We start from the raw sequence: 16,452 nt of genomic DNA, 5'->3' as shown, positions 1-16,452 counted from the left end.
GTGGGGGGGTGGGGGGGGGGGGGGGCGGGGGGGGGGGGGGGGGGGGGGGGGGGGGGGGGGGGGGGGGGGGGGGGGGGGGTGGGGGGGGGGGGGGGGGGGGGGGGGGGGGGGGGGGGGGGGGGGGGCCCCCCCCGGGGGGGCCCCCCCCCCCCCGGCGGGTCAGCCTTCCCGCAGGCTCACGTCGTCCAGGACGAAGCCGGTCTGCAGACTGCCGTCCTCGCTGCCGGTGAAGCTCAGGGCCACCTGCCGGCCGGCGTAGGCGCCGAGGTCGACCGTGCGCTGCACATAGCCGTTCCGGGCGTCCACGTTGGACAGGGTGGCGAGCGTGGTGCCGTCGGCCTTCACCTTGAAGGTGTCGTACACCGTCGACCCCGACTCGTCGGTGTCGATGTGCAGCCAGTACGTCAGCCGGGTGCACTCGGCCGGCACGGTCACCGTCTGGCCGACCGACTCGGTGTGCGTGGAACCGTAACCGGCGAGCCACGAGAAGCGGGTCCCGGTGTGCGCCGCCTGGCCCGAGTGGGCGCCGATGGTGCCGGTGTCCCCGGTCCACGGCGAGCTGCCGCTCTCGAAACCGCCGTTGGCGACGGGATCGGTGTCGCAACCGTCGCCACCGCCGTCACCGTCTCCGGTGTCCACGGCCCGCTGCCAGATGGTGTAGGCGATGCCGTCCGACGCACGGTTCAGGCCGGGTGTGTTGATGTTGTCGAGGTTGTCGCACGACCGGTGGTAGCACGGGTCGTACGAGGACCCGGCGGTGCCGCCCCACTTGGCGGCCTGCGCGGAGGTCTTGCGGGCACTGGCGCCCATCGCGTAGCCGGAGGTCGGGATGCCGTACTGCTCGAAGGAGTAGTCGTCGCTGCGCCCGGCGCCCTCGGTGTTCTCCTCGGGCTGCAGGCCCAGCGAGTCCCAGTACGCCTTCATCGGCGCGGCGGCGGCCGAGGCGACGTGGTTGACGAAGTAGCCGCCGTTGGTGGAGGCGACCATGTCGAAGTTGTAGTACGCCGTGATCGCGGACCGCTGCGCCGAGGAGAGCGAGCGGACGTAGAAGTCGGAACCGTTGAGTCCCTGCTCCTCGTCGGTCCACCAGGCGAAGCGGACCCGGCCCCGCATCGTCGGGTTCTGCTGCGCCAGGGTCAGGGCGTTCTCCAGGAGGGCGGCCGAGCCCGAGCCGTTGTCGTTCATGCCGGGGCCCGCCGAGACGCTGTCGAGGTGGGCGCCGAACATGTACACGTTGCCTGTGTCGCCGTGCGGCCACTCGGCGATCAGGTTGGGGCCGGCGCCGCTGCTGCAACCGGAGGTGCACGGCTGCTCGGTGACGGTGTAACCGGCTGCCTGCAGCTTGCCCTTCACATAGGCGACGGAGTCGCGGTAGCCCTGGCCGGCCGAGCGGCGGGTGCCGCCGTTGCGTCCGGCTATGGAGCTCAGCTCGGTCAGGTGCGCCTTCACCCTCGCCACGTCGACGTCGGGCGACTGGGCGGTGGGCGCGGCGTCGGCGGCGACGGCGGGGAGTGTGCCGAGGCCGAGCACGACGGCGAGGGACAGGCTCGCCACGGCGAATCTTCGTTTCACCTTTGGTCCTCCAGAAGTGGCTGAGGGGTGGCCACGCATGACATGTGCATGTTGGAGCGGCGAAAGACTCACAGCGGAAGTCGAGTCAGTCAACGGAACGGACGTCCGGGAGGGCAGGTTGTCCGAAAGAAGAACCATCTGTTCGTTATCCGGACGGAGGGAGGGAAGTGAAAGGCCGGCCCGGACGTAGCCGGACCGGCCTGCTGCCGAGGAGTGACGAGAAGTTACGCCAGCCCCGGCCCCCGCACCGGAATGCTCGTGAACGTCGGCTGCGGCGCCGGGTCCTGGAAGAAGTCGTTGCCCTTGTCGTCCACCACGACGAACGCCGGGAAGTCCTCGACCTCGATCTTCCAGACCGCCTCCATGCCGAGCTCCTCGTACTCGACGACCTCGACCTTCTTGATGCAGTCCTGTGCGAGCCGGGCCGCCGGACCGCCGATCGACCCCAGGTAGAAGCCGCCGTGCGCGTCGCACGCGTCGGTGACCTGCCTGCTCCGGTTGCCCTTGGCCAGCATCACCCTGGAGCCGCCCGCCGCCTGGAACTGCTCCACGTAGGAGTCCATGCGCCCGGCCGTCGTCGGACCGAAGGACCCGGACGCGTACCCCTCCGGGGTCTTCGCCGGACCCGCGTAGTACACCGGGTGGTCCTTCAGGTACTGCGGCATCTCCTCGCCCGCGTCCAGCCGTTCCTTGATCTTGGCGTGCGCGATGTCGCGGGCCACGACCAGCGGGCCGGTCAGGGACAGCCGGGTCTTGACCGGGTGCCTGGTCAGCTCGGCGAGGATGTCGTCCATCGGCTGGTTGAGGTCGATCCTCACGACGTCGCCGGACTCGTCCAGGTGCTCGTCCGTCGTCTCCGGCAGGAACCGCGCCGGGTCGGTCTCCAGTTGTTCCAGGAACACGCCCTCGGCGGTGATCTTCGCGACCGCCTGCCGGTCGGCGGAGCAGGACACGGCGATGGCGACCGGGCAGGACGCCCCGTGCCTGGGCAGGCGCACCACGCGCACGTCGTGGCAGAAGTACTTGCCGCCGAACTGCGCGCCGATGCCGATCCTCTGCGTCAGCTCGAAGACCTTCTCCTCCAGCTCCTTGTCCCGGAAGCCGTGCCCGAGCGCCGAACCCTCGGCCGGGATCTCGTCCAGGTAGTGCGCGGAGGCGTACTTCGCGGTCTTCAGCGCGTACTCGGCCGAGGTGCCGCCGACGACGATCGCCAGGTGGTAGGGCGGGCAGGCGGCCGTGCCGAGCGAGCGGATCTTCTCCTCCAGGAACGTCATCATGGAGGACTCGTTCAGGACGGCCTTCGTCTCCTGGTAGAGGAACGACTTGTTGGCCGAGCCGCCGCCCTTCGCCATGAACAGGAACTTGTAGGCGCCGCCGTCGGTCGCGTACAGCTCGATCTGGGCCGGGAGGTTGGAGCCGGTGTTCTTCTCCTCCCACATGGTGAGCGGAGCCATCTGCGAGTAGCGCAGGTTCAGGTTCGTGTACGCGTCGTAGATGCCCCGGCTCAGCGCCTCCTCGTCGCCGCCCGCCGTCAGCACGTTCTGCCCGCGCTTGCCCATGACGATCGCCGTGCCGGTGTCCTGGCACATCGGCAGCACGCCCGCCGCCGCGATGTTCGCGTTCTTCAGCAGGTCGAGGGCCACGAACTTGTCGTTGCCCGACGCCTCCGGGTCGTCGACGATGCGGCGCAGCTGCGCCAGGTGCGCCGGGCGCAGGTAGTGCTGGATGTCGTGGACGGCCTCCTCGGCCAGCTTGCGCAGCGCCTCCGGCTCCACCTTGAGGAACGTCCGCCCGTCGGCCTCGAAGGTGGAGACGCCCTCGGCGGTCACCAGCCGGTACGGAGTGGTGTCCTCGCCCTGGGGGAGCAGATCGGTGTACGCGAACTCAGGCATCTCGCCCATTCCTCACTCGACATCACGCGCGGCTGGATTTCGCTGGATCTCTCAGCAACGACGGCTGGCCTCCGTTGGCAGCGCCAACCAGCGTAAAACCTGCTCACGCCGCCGAGCTTGTGAGGTAAGGCTCAGTCGGCCCCGGCCGCCGCGGCCGCCCGCTACCGGTCCTCGACAAGGTTGCCCACAGGACTGGTCGCGATCTATCGCGTTTCGGTACGCTGCCGCCGTGGACCTTCACAAGCACGCCCAACCGCAGGACGCGGCCCCGCGCGGCGCCGACACACGCACCTCCGAGCTGCGCGCCTCGGACACCGACCGTGACCGCGTCGCCGACATGCTGCGCGAAGCCCTCGCCGAGGGGCGGCTGACCGCCGACGAGCACGCCGAGCGCGTCGAGGGCGTGCTGGCCGCCAAGACCGTCGGCGAGCTGGACGTCTTCGTCCGGGACCTGCCCGCCGCCCACGGGCTTCGCCGGGACGCCACCGCCCCGGCTCCCCGCCGCCCCGCCGCGGGCGCCATCCCGGCGGAGCCCGACGAGAACGTGGTGGCGGTGTTCAGCAGCGCCGTCCGCAAGGGCCGCCGGCGGGCGAACCGCCGTATCCACGCGTACGCGGTCTTCGGCAGCGTCGAGATAGACCTCAGCGAGGCGGTCTTCGAGTACCAGCAGGTCGTCATCAAGGCGTTCGCCGTCTTCGGCAGCGTCGAGGTGCGTGTCCCGGAGAACGTGTCGGTGCGCGGCGCGGGCGGCAGCGTCCTCGGCAGTTTCGAGGTCCACACCCTCGACTCCGCCGAGGCCCAGGCCCCCGTCATCTACGTGGACGGCTGGGCCGTGCTGGGCAGCGTCGAGGCGCGTCCCAGGCGGGGCAAGGTCGTCGCGGACATCCTCGACCGGGTGCACCGCAAGGTCGAGAAGGGTTTGCGCAAGCACCTGTAGCGGAGCACCGGCGGCGGTTGGAAACCCAGTGCATAGGCGCGCGCACAACGGGTAAGCCTTGACGCATCGTCTCTCGCTCGCGAAGCCGTCGTCAGGAGTAGACCGTGCTGCAACCGCCGCGTTCGTCCCTGCAGGTAGCCGCTGTTCCGGCCCAGCGGGTGCCCGTGCGGGACAGGGGCCAAGACGCTCCCTGGCACACCGAGGCGGTGTGCCGGCGTGACGAGGCCGGACTGTTCTTCGCCCCCTCCAAGGAACCGACCGCCGCCCGGCTCTCCCGCGAAGAGGCCGCCAAACGCGTCTGCGCGCGCTGCCCGGTCATGGTCGAATGCCGCGAGCACGCGCTGCTCCAACCAGAGCCCTACGGCGTCTGGGGCGGCCTCACCGCCGCCGAACGCCGCGTGGTCCTCGCCCGGCGCCGCCGCCGCGACGTGGAACTCAAGAACACCGCCCGCACGACGGGCCGCATAGCGGCCGCCGGTTAGCAGGCACGCACCCGAAAGGGCACCCTCTCCGCACCGAGGGTGCCCTCGTCACGCCGGGACGCTCGTGCCCCCGAGGGCCGCGGGGCCCTGTCCGGTCAGCGGCTGTGCCACAGGGCGCGACCGGGGGCCATTCTCCGGCTCGGGCTTACAGCCGACGCGAGGGGCGCGGGGCCGTGTCCGGTCAGCGGCTGTGCCTCGGGGCGCGACCGGGGCCATTTTCCGGCTCGGGGTTACAGTCGACGCGAGGGGCGCGGGGAGCCGTGCGACGAGCCACGACGCATCCGCACCCCCGCAGCCGGCACCTCGCCTCAGGGGGCGCCCCGCACAACCGACGGAGTCACCGTCACTTCGCCCGGTCGAAGTCGACCGCGCTGTACGCCCGCAGCTTGCTCAGCCGGTGCTCCGAGTCGATCCGCCGCACCGTGCCCGACTTGGACCGCATCACGATCGAGTCGGTCGTGGCCGTCTCGGACCGGTACCGCACACCGCGCAGCAACTCGCCGTCGGTGATGCCGGTGGCGACGAAGAACACGTTGTCCCCGGAGACGAGATCGTCGGTGGTCAGCACCCGGTCCAGATCGTGGCCAGCGTCGACCGCGCGCCGCCGCTCCTCGTCGTCCTTGGGCCACAGCTTGCCCTGGATGGTGCCGCCCAGGCACTTCACGGCGCAGGCCGAGATGATGCCCTCCGGCGTGCCGCCGATGCCGAGCAGCAGGTCGATGCCGGTGCCCTCGCGCAGCGCCAGGATGGAGCCGGCCACGTCACCGTCGGAGATCAGCTTGATGCGGGCGCCGGTCTCCCGGACGTCCTTGATGAGGCCCTGGTGGCGGGGCCGGTCGAGGATGACGACGGTGACGTCCTCGGGGGTGCGGCGCTTGGCCTTGGCGATCCGGCGGATGTTCACGGACACGGGCGCGTTGATGTCGACGAAGTCGGCGGCCTCCGGCCCCGTGACCAGCTTGTCCATGTAGAAGACGGCGGACGGGTCGAACATGGAGCCGCGCTCGGCGGCGGCCAGCACCGCGATCGCGTTGGTCATGCCGTTGGCGGTCAGCGTGGTGCCGTCGATGGGGTCGACGGCGATGTCGACCTCGGCGCCGGTGCCGTCCCCGACCCGCTCCCCGTTGAAGAGCATCGGGGCCTCGTCCTTCTCACCCTCGCCGATGACGACGACGCCGTTCATCGAGACGGTGTGGACGAGGGTCCGCATGGCACGCACCGCGGAACCGTCGGCGCCGTTCTTGTCACCGCGCCCGACCCAGCGGCCGGCGGCCATCGCCGCGGCCTCGGTGACCCGCACCAGCTCCATGGCGAGGTTGCGGTCGGGGGCCTCTGAGGGGACGTCCAGCTCGGAGGGGAGATGATGCTCGGTCATCGGAACGCACCTTTCTGATACGACGACGGCCGGATGAGGGTGTGCTCAGACTCTATCGTCAGTCCGACAAAATGAGCAGGGGACCCCACGTATGAGCGCATCAGGCACCTGCGACGATAGAGGGCGTGGCAGGTACGAAAGGCAAGCAGAAGTCGGCCCGGGACATGATCCTCTCCCTCGGGCTCATCGTCCTCGCGGCAGGCGTGATCTGGATCTTCATCCCGCACGACGACGGCGCACCCCCCGTCAAGCGGGTCGACTACCGGGTCGAGCTGCTCACCGCTCAGCGCGCCGCGTCGTACCCGGTGGCCGCGCCGGAGGGTCTGTCCGAGGACTGGAAGCCGACCTCCGTCCGCTTCCGGGGTGACGACTCCGACGCCTGGCATCTGGGCTTCAGCGCCCCGGACGGCGAGTACGTGACGATCGAGCAGTCCACGAAGAAGGCGTCCGCGTTCATCGAGGACGCCACCCAGGGGGCGCGGGCCACCGAGCGGACCGAGGAGATCGGCGGCCGGACGTGGACGCGTTACACGGGTGGCCGCTACGACGCGCTGGTGCTGCGCGATGCCGAGGACATGAAGGGCGCGACGACGGTCGTGGCCGGCACCGGGTCGTTCGAGCGGCTCGGCGAGATGGCGGCGGCGCTCGGGCCGACCTGACGCAAGCCACGAAGCGGCCACGACGCAGCCCCCGGCCAGAGGCCGGGGGCTGCGTCGTGTGCACGGTGCCGCGTGCCTCAGACCGTGGTGACGACCTCGTCGTACGCCAGGCGCGGGGAGCGGGGGAACCAGGCGTCGGGGCCCGGACGGCCGATGTTGACGACCATCAGCGGCGTGTGGTCGTCGTCCAGGAACTCCTTGCGCACGCCCTCGAAGTCGAGGCCGGTCATGGGTCCGGCGGCCAGCCCCGCGGCGCGGACGCCGACGATGAAGTACGCGGCCTGCAGGGCGGCGTTCAGGGTGGCGGCGCCCTCGCGCACCGGGCGCTCGCTGAACAGCGCGTCCTTCGCGGCGGGGAAGTGCGGGAAGAGCTGCGGCAGCTCCTCGTGGAACTCGTTGTCCGCCGAGAGGATCGCGACCAGCGGAGCGGTGGAGGTCTTGGGCCGGTTGCCCTCGGCCATGTGCCGGACCAGACGCTCGCGGGCCTCGGCGGAGCGGACCAGCGTGATGCGCAGCGGCGACTGGTTGAAGGCGGTCGGACCGTACTTGACCAGGTCGTAGATCGCCTGCATCTGCTCGTCGGTCACCGGCTCGTCGGTGAAGGTGTTCGCGGTGCGGGCCTCGCGGAACAGCAGGTCCTGGGCGGCGGGGTCGAGAACGAGAGACATGCGTGATCTTTCTCCGGGGGTGCGTCGGCTCCGCACGGCGCGGCCGGGAGCCGTTGACGGTGACGACACTACGACAAGGAAGTTCAACGTTCAACCAAAAGTGGGGTGCGGTGATCCGCTTCACAGGCGCCTTTGAGATCCGTGCCGAACGGTGATCTGTCCGCGTCGGCCGTCGCGGGCGCGGGTCTCGGTCGCCGCGCGGTGGCGTCCGACCGGGTCCGGCCGAGCGGGTCTGTCCGAGCGGGTCTGCCTGACCGGGTCTGTCCGACCGGGTCTGTCCGACCGGGTCTGTCCGAGCGGGTCTGTCCGACCGGGTCTGTCCGAGCGGGTCTGTCCGACCGGGTCTGTCCGAGCGGGTCTGTCCGAGCGGGTCTGTCCGACCGGGTCTGTCCGACCGGGTCCGGCCGACCGGGTCCGGCCGAGCGGGTCTGCCTGACCGGGTCTGTCCGACCGGGTCCGGCCGACCGCGGGCGGAGGCCCCTGGGCCGCGACACGGGCCGCAGGAGCAGTGACCGCACGTCGTCAGGCCGCGGGTCGAGTGACGCGGGTCGAGTGACGTGGATCGAGTGACGAAGGGTCGAGTGACGCGGGTCACAGGCGTCCGGCGATCACTTCGCCCGCCGTCCGCGGTCCTGCACCGCAGAACACCGTCACTCGTCTTCAAGGAGCGCACCGACATGAGCAGCGGCACCGTGAAGGGCCCGGCCTCCTATTTCCCGTCGATCGAGAAGAAGTACGGCCGCCCGGTCGCGGAGTGGAAGGAACTCATCCGCTCCTCCCCGCTCAGCAGGCACACGGAACTCGTCGCCTGGCTCAAGAACGAGCACGGCCTGGGCCACGGGCACGCCAACGCACTCGTCGCGCACACCCTGGCCGAGGACACGGCCCAGGGTGGCTAGAGGCAGCTAGAGGGCCCCGCCCTCGTCGCCGTCCCTGCCCTCCGGGCCCGCCTCCTCGGCCAGCGCCGCGTCCAGGCGGGCCCGGGCGCCGTCCAGCCGGCGGCGGCAGACCTTCGCCAGCTCCTCGCCCCGCTCCCACAGGGCGAGGGACTCCTCCAGCGTCGTACCGCCGGCCTCCAGCCGCCGGACGACCTCGATCAGCTCGTCCCGTGCCTGCTCGTACCCGAGCGCCTCGGACATCGCCGTCGGCTGCTCCACCTCGCTGGTCATCCACCCACCCTATGCGTCGACTCGTACGGAGAAATCGCCCTCGGAGACGCGCGCCCGCAGCGTCTCGCCGGGCTCCACCTCGCCGGGGTCGCGCACCGCGTGGCCGTCGGCCCGCTGCAGCACCGCGTACCCGCGCTTGAGGGTCGCGGCGGGGGAGAGGGCCACCACGCGCGCGTGCGTGTGCGTCAGCTCGGAGTCGGCCCGGTCGAGGTGGTGCCGCAGCGAACGGCGGCCCCGGTCGAGGAGGGCCGTCACCTGCTCCGCCCGCTCGTCGATCATCCGGTGCGGGTCCTGTATCGACGGCCGGGCCAGCGCGTGGGCCAGCCCCCGCTCCTCGCGGTCGACGAACGCCGCCACACACCGCCGGGCCCGGTCCCGCAACTGCCGCACCCGCTCGTACTCCTCGCCGACGTCCGGCACGACCTTCTTCGCGGCGTCGGTCGGCGTGGAGGCGCGCAGGTCGGCGACCAGGTCCAGCAGGGGGCTGTCCGGCTCGTGCCCGATCGCCGAGACGACCGGCGTACGGCACTGGGCGACCGCCCGCACCAGCTGCTCGTCGGAGAACGGCAGCAGGTCCTCCACGCTGCCACCACCCCGCGCGACGACGATCACGTCCACGTCGTCCATCGCGTCCAGCTCCTTCACCGCCTGCATCACCTGCGGCACGGCGTGCACGCCCTGCACCGGGACGTTGCGCACCTCGAAGCGGACGGCGGGCCAGCGGTGCCGGGCGTTCTCCAGGACGTCCCGCTCGGCCGCCGACGCCCGCCCGCACACCAGGCCGATCAGGTGAGGCAGGAACGGCAGCGGCTTCTTGCGGTCCGGCGCGAACAGGCCCTCGCGCGCGAGCGCCTTCTTCAGCTGCTCCAGACGCGCCAGCAGCTCCCCGACGCCCACCGGCTTGATCTCGGCGGCCCGCAGCGACAACTGCCCCCGCGGCGCATACCACTCCGGCTTGGCGTGCACGACGACCCGAGCACCCTCGCCGACCACGTCCGCCACGGCGTCGAACACCTGCCGGTAGCAGGTCACGCTCACGGAGATGTCGTACGACGGATCGCGCAGCGTCAGAAACACCACACCGGCACCCGGCCGCCGCGACAACTGCGTGATCTGCCCCTCGACCCACACCGCGCCGAGCCGGTCGATCCAGCCCCCGATCAGCCGTGACACCTCACCGACGGGCAGGGGGCTTTCGGGAGTCGAGTGAGCAGCCATGCGCACGAGCGTAACGGCCGGGTCCGACATCGACGCTGATACCCGGGTTCCGGCGGCCGAGCCCGCCCGAGCTCACGCCCCGGCCGTCTCCGTGTCCCGCCGCCCCCTCCACTGCGCCGCGAGCACCACCAACCCCACCGCCAGCCAGACGGCCCCGACCACCTGCGCGGTTCCCGATGCCTCCACGATCACGGCGATGGTGATCGCCGCGCCGAGCACCGGCACCAGCAGGTGCCGCCACCAGCTCACCGGGCCCGAGCCGCGCCGGACCGCGAACCAGCCCACCACGCTCGCGTGGAGCAGCGTGAACGCGGTCAGCGCGCCGATGTCGACCACCGAGACCAGATGGTCGAGACCGTCGTCCCGGCGGGCCGCCCACACCGCCGCCGCCATCGTGATCACGGCCGACACCAGCAGCGCCACGCGCGGCACCCCGGCATCCGTCCGCGACAGCGCCGCCGGCAGCCGCCGGTCGCGGCCCATCGCGAACAGCAGCCGCCCGGCCGCCGCCTGCCCGGCCAGCGCCGCGAACGCCGCGCCGATCGCCTTGCTCACCGCCACCAGATCATGCAGCCACGTGCCCACCGACACGTCCACGGCGTCGTAGAACGCCGAGCCCTGCCGCTCCGGCTCCGCCGCCAACCGCGCCGACGACACCGGCTCCAGCAGCGCCACCAGGTACGTCTGCGCCACGAACAGGACGCCCGCCAGCGCCAGACAGAACAGCAGCGCCCTCGCGACCTTCGCCGAACCGCCGGTGACCTCCTCCGCGAACGTGGCGATCGCGTCGAAGCCGAGGTACGACAGCACCGCCACCGACACCGCGCCGACCACCGCCGACAGCGCGAACGCCCCCTGCGTGCCGTCCCCGGAAAGCGGCGACAGCCAGCCGCGCTCGGCCCCGTCCCGCGCGAGCACCACGATCGCCGTGACCACGAACACCACCAGGACCACGATCTCCATCGCGAGCACCAGGAAGCCGATCCGGGCCGCCGTACGCACCCCCCACAGGTTCAGCAGCGTCGTGACGACCACCGCGATCGCTGTCCACACCCACCGCGACACCTCGGGGACCAGCGCCTCCATCGCGATGCCGGAGAACAGGTACGCCACCGCCGGGATCAGGATGTAGTCCAGCATCGCCATCCAGCCGGCGATGAATCCGGCCCCGTTGCCGAGCCCCGCGCGCGCGTACGCGAACACCGACCCCGCCTGGGGGACCACCCGCACCATCTGCGCGTAGCTGAAGGCGGTGAACGCCATCGCGACCGTGGCGACGAGGTAGACGAGGGCCACCGCGCCGTGCGACTTGGCGTCCAGCGTGCCGAACACGCCGACCGGTGCCATGGGCGCGATGAACAGCAGCCCGTAGACGACCAGGTCCCTGAAGCCCAGACTGCGCCTGAGCTGCTGTCCCTCACCGGCCCCGGGGGCCGTCGTACCGGTCTGCGCCATCGTGCCTCCGCCAGTGCTTCGGTTCTCGCCCCGGTCTCCGCGTCGGGCCACGCCTCGGAACGTTCCCGTCAGTCTCTCCGGCCACGCCGCACCCACGCGATCTTTGACTCGCCGAACGCGGCCTTACGATGGGTGCCATGACTGCTTCGCCTGGCCGCCGTGTCCTGCTCGCCGCCCCCCGGGGCTACTGCGCGGGTGTGGACCGCGCCGTGATCGCCGTCGAGAAAGCCCTGGAGCAGTACGGGGCTCCGGTGTACGTCCGCCACGAGATCGTCCACAACAAGTACGTCGTCCAGACCCTGGAGAAGAAGGGCGCGGTCTTCGTCGAGCGGACGGAGGAGGTCCCCGAGGGGAACATCGTGATGTTCTCCGCGCACGGCGTGGCCCCCGTCGTCCACGAGGAGGCCGAGCGCGGCCGGCTCGCCACCATCGACGCGACCTGCCCGCTCGTCACCAAGGTGCACAAGGAAGCCGTCCGCTTCGCGAACGACGACTACGACATCCTGCTGATCGGCCACGAGGGCCACGAGGAGGTCATCGGCACCTCCGGCGAGGCCCCCGACCACATCCAGCTCGTCGACGGTCCGCAAGACGCCGCGAAGGTCGAGGTCCGCGACCCTTCGAAGGTGGTCTGGCTGTCCCAGACCACCCTCTCCGTGGACGAGACCATGGAGACCGTCGACGCCCTCAAGGACAAGTTCCCCGGGCTCGTCTCCCCGCCGAGCGACGACATCTGCTACGCCACCCAGAACCGCCAGCTCGCGGTCAAGCAGATGGGCGCCGAGGCCGACCTGGTGATCGTCGTCGGCTCGCGCAACTCCTCCAACTCCAAGCGGCTCGTCGAGGTCGCCAAGCAGGCGGGCGCCCGCGACGCGTACCTCGTGGACTTCGCCGACGAGATCGACGCGGCCTGGCTGGACGGCGTCACCACGGTCGGCGTCACCTCCGGCGCCTCCGTCCCGGACGTCCTGGTCGAGCAGGTCCTGGAGTGGCTGTCGCGGCGCGGCTTCGAGGACGTGGAGATCGTCAAGGCCGCCGAGGAGTCGATCACCTTCTCGCTGCCCAAGGAACTCCGCCGCGACCTGCGCGAGGAGGCGGCGTCCCTGGTGGCGGAGCGGGGCGGCTCCGGTACGGCGGGTACGGCGGGCGCGTGACCGTCAGTCGTCCGTCGTAACGTGGGGCCATGCAGATCTTCGGCGTGGACATCGGCGGATCCGGGATCAAGGGCGCCCCTGTGGACCTCGACAGGGGCGACCTGGCCCAGGAGCGCTGCAAGGTGCTGACCCCGCATCCGGCGACCCCCGACGGCGTGGCCGAGGGGGTCAGGCAGGTCGTCGAGAACTTCGGCTGGACGGGTCCGGTCGGGCTCACCTTCCCGGGCGTGGTGACGGGCGGTGCCACGGTGCGCACCGCGGCCAACGTCGACAGGAACTGGGTCGACACCGACGCGCGGGCCCTGTTCAGCGAGCGGCTGGGCGGACTGGACGTGACCGTCGTCAACGACGCGGACGCGGCGGGCGTCGCCGAGATGCACTTCGGGGCCGGCCGCGGCCGCGAGGGCACGGTCATCCTGCTCACCTTCGGCACCGGCATCGGCAGCGCCGTCTTCAGCGAAGGCGTCCTCGTGCCCAACACCGAGCTGGGGCACCTGGAGCTGGACGGGCACGACGCGGAGAAGCGCGCCTCCAGCAAGGTCAAGGACGATCACGACATGTCGTGGGAGCACTGGGCCCACCGCGTCCAGAAGTACCTCGCCCATGTCGAGATGCTGTTCTCGCCCGAGCTGTTCATCATCGGCGGCGGGGTCAGCCGGAAGTCCCAGAAGTTCCTGCACCACATCGAGGGCATCCAGGCGGAGATCGTCCCCGCCCAGCTCCAGAACAACGCGGGGATCGTGGGGGCGGCGATGCGGGCGGCCGGCTGAGCCGGGCACCCCCGTCGCCGGGCCGCCGCCCGCCACACGCACGCGTCACACCGGCGGGCGGTTCCTGGCGGCGGCCCGGCGCCGCATCAGCCGGATCCGGCGGACGATCACGGTCGACCCCGCGACCAGCGTCCCGCCGTACAGCCACCCCGCCTCGGTGGCCAGCGCGGTCACGAGCCCCATCAGCCGGCCGCCGAGACCGTCTCCGCGCTCGGCCACCGGCACCAGCCCCACGGCGAAGGCGATCGGCACGACGACGGGGGCGGTCAGCAGGTCGCCCCTGCGCACCCAGAGCGCGGTGAGCAGGCTGACCGGCACGAACAGCACGCCGTACGCGGTCAGGGACGCCCCGAACAGAAGCTGGTCGAGGAAGCCGAGCACGAGCATCACGGCCGCGCAGAACAGACCGCCGCCCAGACCCGTCAGACGGGGGTTGGGCATCCCGCGCATTGCCCGCACCACCCTCGCCACGGGCGCACCGGACACGGGTCCGGGGGCCGGACGCGCCGCGGCCGCACGCCCCGTTCCGCCGCCACGCTGTCCCACCGGCCGGGCGGCAGCGGCGCCGCCCCGTCCCTGCGGGGGCAGCGCCGCCCGGCTCCGTCGCGGTCCGTACTGCGCAGGTCGCGTCCCGTGTTGCTCCACTGGACCAACTTAGGTCGGTTTATGTGCCGAATAGCCCGACAGACACGCCGTCGGCCGGAGCTTGGCCAAGCGTTCGACTCCGGGCGGGGCAGGTACCGGCCACCCCGTAGACTGGTGGATCGGCCCATGCCGGCCCACGCCTGGCCCGGTCCCACCCTCCGCATCCTCACGTACGGGAAGTCGCAACGTGTCGCTCACGATCGGAATCGTCGGTCTGCCGAATGTCGGCAAGTCGACCCTTTTCAACGCCCTGACCAAGAACGACGTGCTCGCGGCCAACTACCCGTTCGCCACGATCGAGCCCAATGTAGGGGTCGTGGGAGTCCCGGACCCCCGCCTGTCGAAACTGGCCGAGATCTTCTCCTCGGAGAAGGTCCTCCCGGCCACGGTCGACTTCGTCGACATCGCGGGCATCGTGCGCGGCGCGAGCGAGGGCGAGGGCCTGGGCAACAAGTTCCTGGCCAACATCCGCGAGTCCGACGCGATCTGCCAGGTCATCCGCGCCTTCAAGGACGAGAACGTCGTGCACGTCGACGGCAAGGTCTCGCCGAAGGACGACATCGAGACCATCAACACCGAGCTGATCCTCGCCGATCTCCAGACCATCGAGAAGGTCCTCCCGCGCCTCCAGAAGGAGTCGCGCATCAAGAAGGACGTCCAGCCCAAGGTCAAGGCCGTCGAGGAGGCCAAGGAGATCCTGGAGAAGGGCGACACGCTCTTCGCCCACGGCATCCTCCAGGGCAGCGAGCGTGCGGAGCTCCTCCACGACCTGCACCTGCTGACGACGAAGCCGTTCCTCTACGTCTTCAACGTCGACGAGGACGAGCTGACCGACGACGACTTCAAGAACGAGCAGCGTGCCCTGGTCGCCCCCGCCGAGGCGATCTTCCTCAACGCCAAGCTGGAATCCGACCTCGCCGAGCTGGACGAGGACGAGGCCCTCGAACTCCTCCAGTCCGTCGGCCAGGAGGAGCCCGGCCTCGCCACCCTCGCCCACGTCGGCTTCCGCACCCTCGGCCTGCAGACCTACCTGACGGCCGGCCCCAAGGAATCCCGCGCCTGGACCATCAGGAAGGGCGCCACCGCCCCCGAGGCCGCCGGTGTCATCCACACCGACTTCCAGAAGGGCTTCATCAAGGCCGAGGTCATCTCCTACGGCGACCTGGTCGAGACGGGCTCCGTGGCCGAGGCCCGCGCCAAGGGCAAGGCGCGCATGGAGGGCAAGGATTATGTGATGCAGGACGGGGACGTGGTGGAGTTCCGCTTCAACGTGTAGCCGCTGACATATCACCACGTCGCTGATCTGACAAACACCCAGGTCAGAGAGGGTCCGACTCTTCGGAGTCGGGCCCTTGGTTTTTTCCCGTGCTGGGATGGTGCTGGGATAGCTGACCCCTCGTCACCTGTCATCACCCCTGCTCATCCCTACCGTGCTGGGATCGTGCTGGGATGGGATGGGAACGCCCGTGCTGGGTTTCGGACAGTGCGCTACCCGGTGCGACGGGTGGATCCATCCACACGCTTTCTTCACGGCCTCACGGCCTCGTGCGGAAACAAATCTGCACCTGCCCGACGTTGTCGATCTCCTAGCCGAGGGGGGAAGTCGGGCGTGAAGCTGTTCCACACAACGAAAGGCGGCGTGACTGAGGTCACGCCGCGTCTTGCCGACGTCGAGGCGGATGTGCAGAGCCTCATCGAGGCGCACATGGAGACGATGCTGGGGGTGCGGTTCCTGGCGAGCGAGTACGTGATCGACTGCGTCGACGGCGGGCGGATCGACTCGCTCGGGATTGACGAGAACGGTGCGCCGGTGATCGTCGAGTTTACCGACCGCAGGTAGTCCTGCCCGTGATGTCCGTCTGGGACTGTGACCAGCACGTCCCAGGCTTGTTTACCGACCGTGTCCGGGGCGTCTGTCATGTTCTGGAGTCGGTACGGAGGACGAGTGGCACGGCATGTGGTGGTCGGGGACTTGCGGGTCCAGCAGATCGAGCGGAAGGACGGGCGGCGGTCATGGACGATCGTGTGGCCCGAGGGGACGGTCCATGCGGAGGCGGACCTGTTTCTGCGTCTGCATGATGGTTCGGGAACACAGAGGACGTACGCGTATCTGCTGGTGGACCACCTGCGGTGGCTGGAGCGGGAGTGCCTGGCCTTCACCACGGTCCAACTGCCGGATCTGGAACGGTACATGGGCATGGTCGGTGCCGATGTCCGCATGCCGCTCGGGGAGTCGTGGCGGGTCGGCAAGCGCCCCTACGGTCGTTCCGCGTTGTCGGCCGCGGCGGCGTGTCTGAAGGGCTTCTACTTGCATCAGTCTTCCCTCGGCATCAACGGGGAGCTCGGCAGGAAGCTCGATAAGAGGTTGTCTCACGTGGCGTGATGCTCGTGCGGCATGATGTCGGTCGTGAGTGCTGATCTGTCGAAGCGGTTGGTTCCTGACGAACTCTGGTCCC

At 70.6% G+C, this 16,452-nt stretch carries 16 protein-coding genes and 1 pseudogene; 9 read left to right on the top strand and 8 right to left on the bottom strand.

Going from position 1 to position 16,452, the window contains the following annotated elements; translation table 11 throughout:
* Positions 1-159: 159 nt before the first annotated feature.
* Both ACGFYH_RS36220 and ACGFYH_RS36215 read right to left on the bottom strand, forming a co-directional pair.
* Positions 160-1,572, bottom strand: a complete 1,413-nt coding sequence (locus ACGFYH_RS36220; RefSeq protein ID WP_393807425.1) for a M28 family peptidase — start codon at positions 1,570-1,572, stop codon at positions 160-162.
* 224 nt (positions 1,573-1,796) lie between these two features.
* The gene (locus ACGFYH_RS36215) at positions 1,797-3,473 is read right to left on the bottom strand and encodes a fumarate hydratase (RefSeq protein ID WP_393807424.1); all 1,677 of its coding nucleotides are present in this window, start codon (positions 3,471-3,473) and stop codon (positions 1,797-1,799) included.
* 220 nt (positions 3,474-3,693) lie between these two features.
* Between ACGFYH_RS36215 and ACGFYH_RS36210 the strand changes: the two genes are divergently transcribed.
* Positions 3,694-4,401, top strand: coding sequence for a DUF1707 domain-containing protein (locus ACGFYH_RS36210; protein WP_393807423.1), 708 nt, complete (start codon positions 3,694-3,696; stop codon positions 4,399-4,401).
* A 104-nt stretch (positions 4,402-4,505) separates the two neighbouring features.
* Positions 4,506-4,883, top strand: a complete 378-nt coding sequence (locus ACGFYH_RS36205) for a WhiB family transcriptional regulator (RefSeq protein ID WP_393807422.1) — start codon at positions 4,506-4,508, stop codon at positions 4,881-4,883.
* A gap of 343 nt (positions 4,884-5,226) precedes the next feature.
* On the opposite strand, the gene glpX is transcribed toward ACGFYH_RS36205, so the two are convergent.
* Complete coding sequence (gene glpX / locus ACGFYH_RS36200; RefSeq protein ID WP_393807421.1) at positions 5,227-6,258, bottom strand: class II fructose-bisphosphatase; 1,032 nt, start codon at positions 6,256-6,258, stop codon at positions 5,227-5,229.
* Positions 6,259-6,383: 125 nt separating this feature from the next.
* Between glpX and ACGFYH_RS36195 the strand changes: the two genes are divergently transcribed.
* Entirely contained in the window at positions 6,384-6,917 is a 534-nt protein-coding gene (locus ACGFYH_RS36195) for a DUF4245 domain-containing protein (RefSeq protein WP_393807420.1), read from the top strand.
* 77 nt (positions 6,918-6,994) lie between these two features.
* Here the strand turns inward: ACGFYH_RS36195 and ACGFYH_RS36190 are convergent, their stop codons facing one another.
* Complete coding sequence (locus tag ACGFYH_RS36190) at positions 6,995-7,585, bottom strand: malonic semialdehyde reductase (protein ID WP_393807419.1); 591 nt, start codon at positions 7,583-7,585, stop codon at positions 6,995-6,997.
* Positions 7,586-8,262: 677 nt separating this feature from the next.
* Here ACGFYH_RS36190 and ACGFYH_RS36185 point away from each other — a divergent pair.
* Positions 8,263-8,484, top strand: coding sequence for a DUF4287 domain-containing protein (locus ACGFYH_RS36185; RefSeq protein WP_393807418.1), 222 nt, complete (start codon positions 8,263-8,265; stop codon positions 8,482-8,484).
* A gap of 6 nt (positions 8,485-8,490) precedes the next feature.
* Here ACGFYH_RS36185 and ACGFYH_RS36180 read toward each other — a convergent pair whose 3' ends face one another.
* The 3 genes from ACGFYH_RS36180 to ACGFYH_RS36170 form a co-directional block, all read right to left on the bottom strand.
* Positions 8,491-8,754, bottom strand: coding sequence for an exodeoxyribonuclease VII small subunit (locus ACGFYH_RS36180; RefSeq protein WP_393807417.1), 264 nt, complete (start codon positions 8,752-8,754; stop codon positions 8,491-8,493).
* A 9-nt stretch (positions 8,755-8,763) separates the two neighbouring features.
* Positions 8,764-9,972, bottom strand: a complete 1,209-nt coding sequence (gene xseA, locus ACGFYH_RS36175; protein ID WP_393807416.1) for an exodeoxyribonuclease VII large subunit — start codon at positions 9,970-9,972, stop codon at positions 8,764-8,766.
* 72 nt (positions 9,973-10,044) lie between these two features.
* Complete coding sequence (locus ACGFYH_RS36170) at positions 10,045-11,427, bottom strand: APC family permease (protein ID WP_393807415.1); 1,383 nt, start codon at positions 11,425-11,427, stop codon at positions 10,045-10,047.
* Positions 11,428-11,555: 128 nt separating this feature from the next.
* Here ACGFYH_RS36170 and ACGFYH_RS36165 point away from each other — a divergent pair, with 128 nt between their 5' ends.
* Both ACGFYH_RS36165 and ppgK read left to right on the top strand, forming a co-directional pair.
* Positions 11,556-12,581, top strand: a complete 1,026-nt coding sequence (locus ACGFYH_RS36165; RefSeq protein WP_393807414.1) for a 4-hydroxy-3-methylbut-2-enyl diphosphate reductase — start codon at positions 11,556-11,558, stop codon at positions 12,579-12,581.
* 29 nt (positions 12,582-12,610) lie between these two features.
* Complete coding sequence (gene ppgK, locus ACGFYH_RS36160) at positions 12,611-13,351, top strand: polyphosphate--glucose phosphotransferase (RefSeq protein WP_393807413.1); 741 nt, start codon at positions 12,611-12,613, stop codon at positions 13,349-13,351.
* 45 nt (positions 13,352-13,396) lie between these two features.
* On the opposite strand, the gene ACGFYH_RS36155 is transcribed toward ppgK, so the two are convergent.
* A complete protein-coding gene (locus ACGFYH_RS36155; RefSeq protein ID WP_393807412.1) occupies positions 13,397-13,996 on the bottom strand; it encodes a DUF6542 domain-containing protein in 600 nt (199 codons plus the stop codon).
* Positions 13,997-14,183: 187 nt separating this feature from the next.
* On the opposite strand from ACGFYH_RS36155, the gene ychF reads away from it, so the two are divergent.
* The 3 genes and pseudogenes from ychF (at position 14,184) to ACGFYH_RS36140 (ending at position 16,379) form a co-directional block, all read left to right on the top strand.
* Entirely contained in the window at positions 14,184-15,272 is a 1,089-nt protein-coding gene (ychF, locus tag ACGFYH_RS36150) for a redox-regulated ATPase YchF (protein WP_393807411.1), read from the top strand.
* A gap of 363 nt (positions 15,273-15,635) precedes the next feature.
* A pseudogene (locus ACGFYH_RS36145) lies at positions 15,636-15,821 on the top strand (transporter); the annotation flags it as partial.
* A 120-nt stretch (positions 15,822-15,941) separates the two neighbouring features.
* Entirely contained in the window at positions 15,942-16,379 is a 438-nt protein-coding gene (locus ACGFYH_RS36140) for a hypothetical protein (protein WP_393807410.1), read from the top strand.
* Positions 16,380-16,452 lie beyond the last annotated feature (73 nt).

It is taken from the genome of Streptomyces sp. NPDC048392 (assembly GCF_043200575.1).
GTDB lineage: Bacteria > Actinomycetota > Actinomycetes > Streptomycetales > Streptomycetaceae > Streptomyces.
The sequence above is the reverse complement of the archived record's forward strand: the minus strand, read 5'-3'. Positions and strand labels throughout refer to the sequence as shown.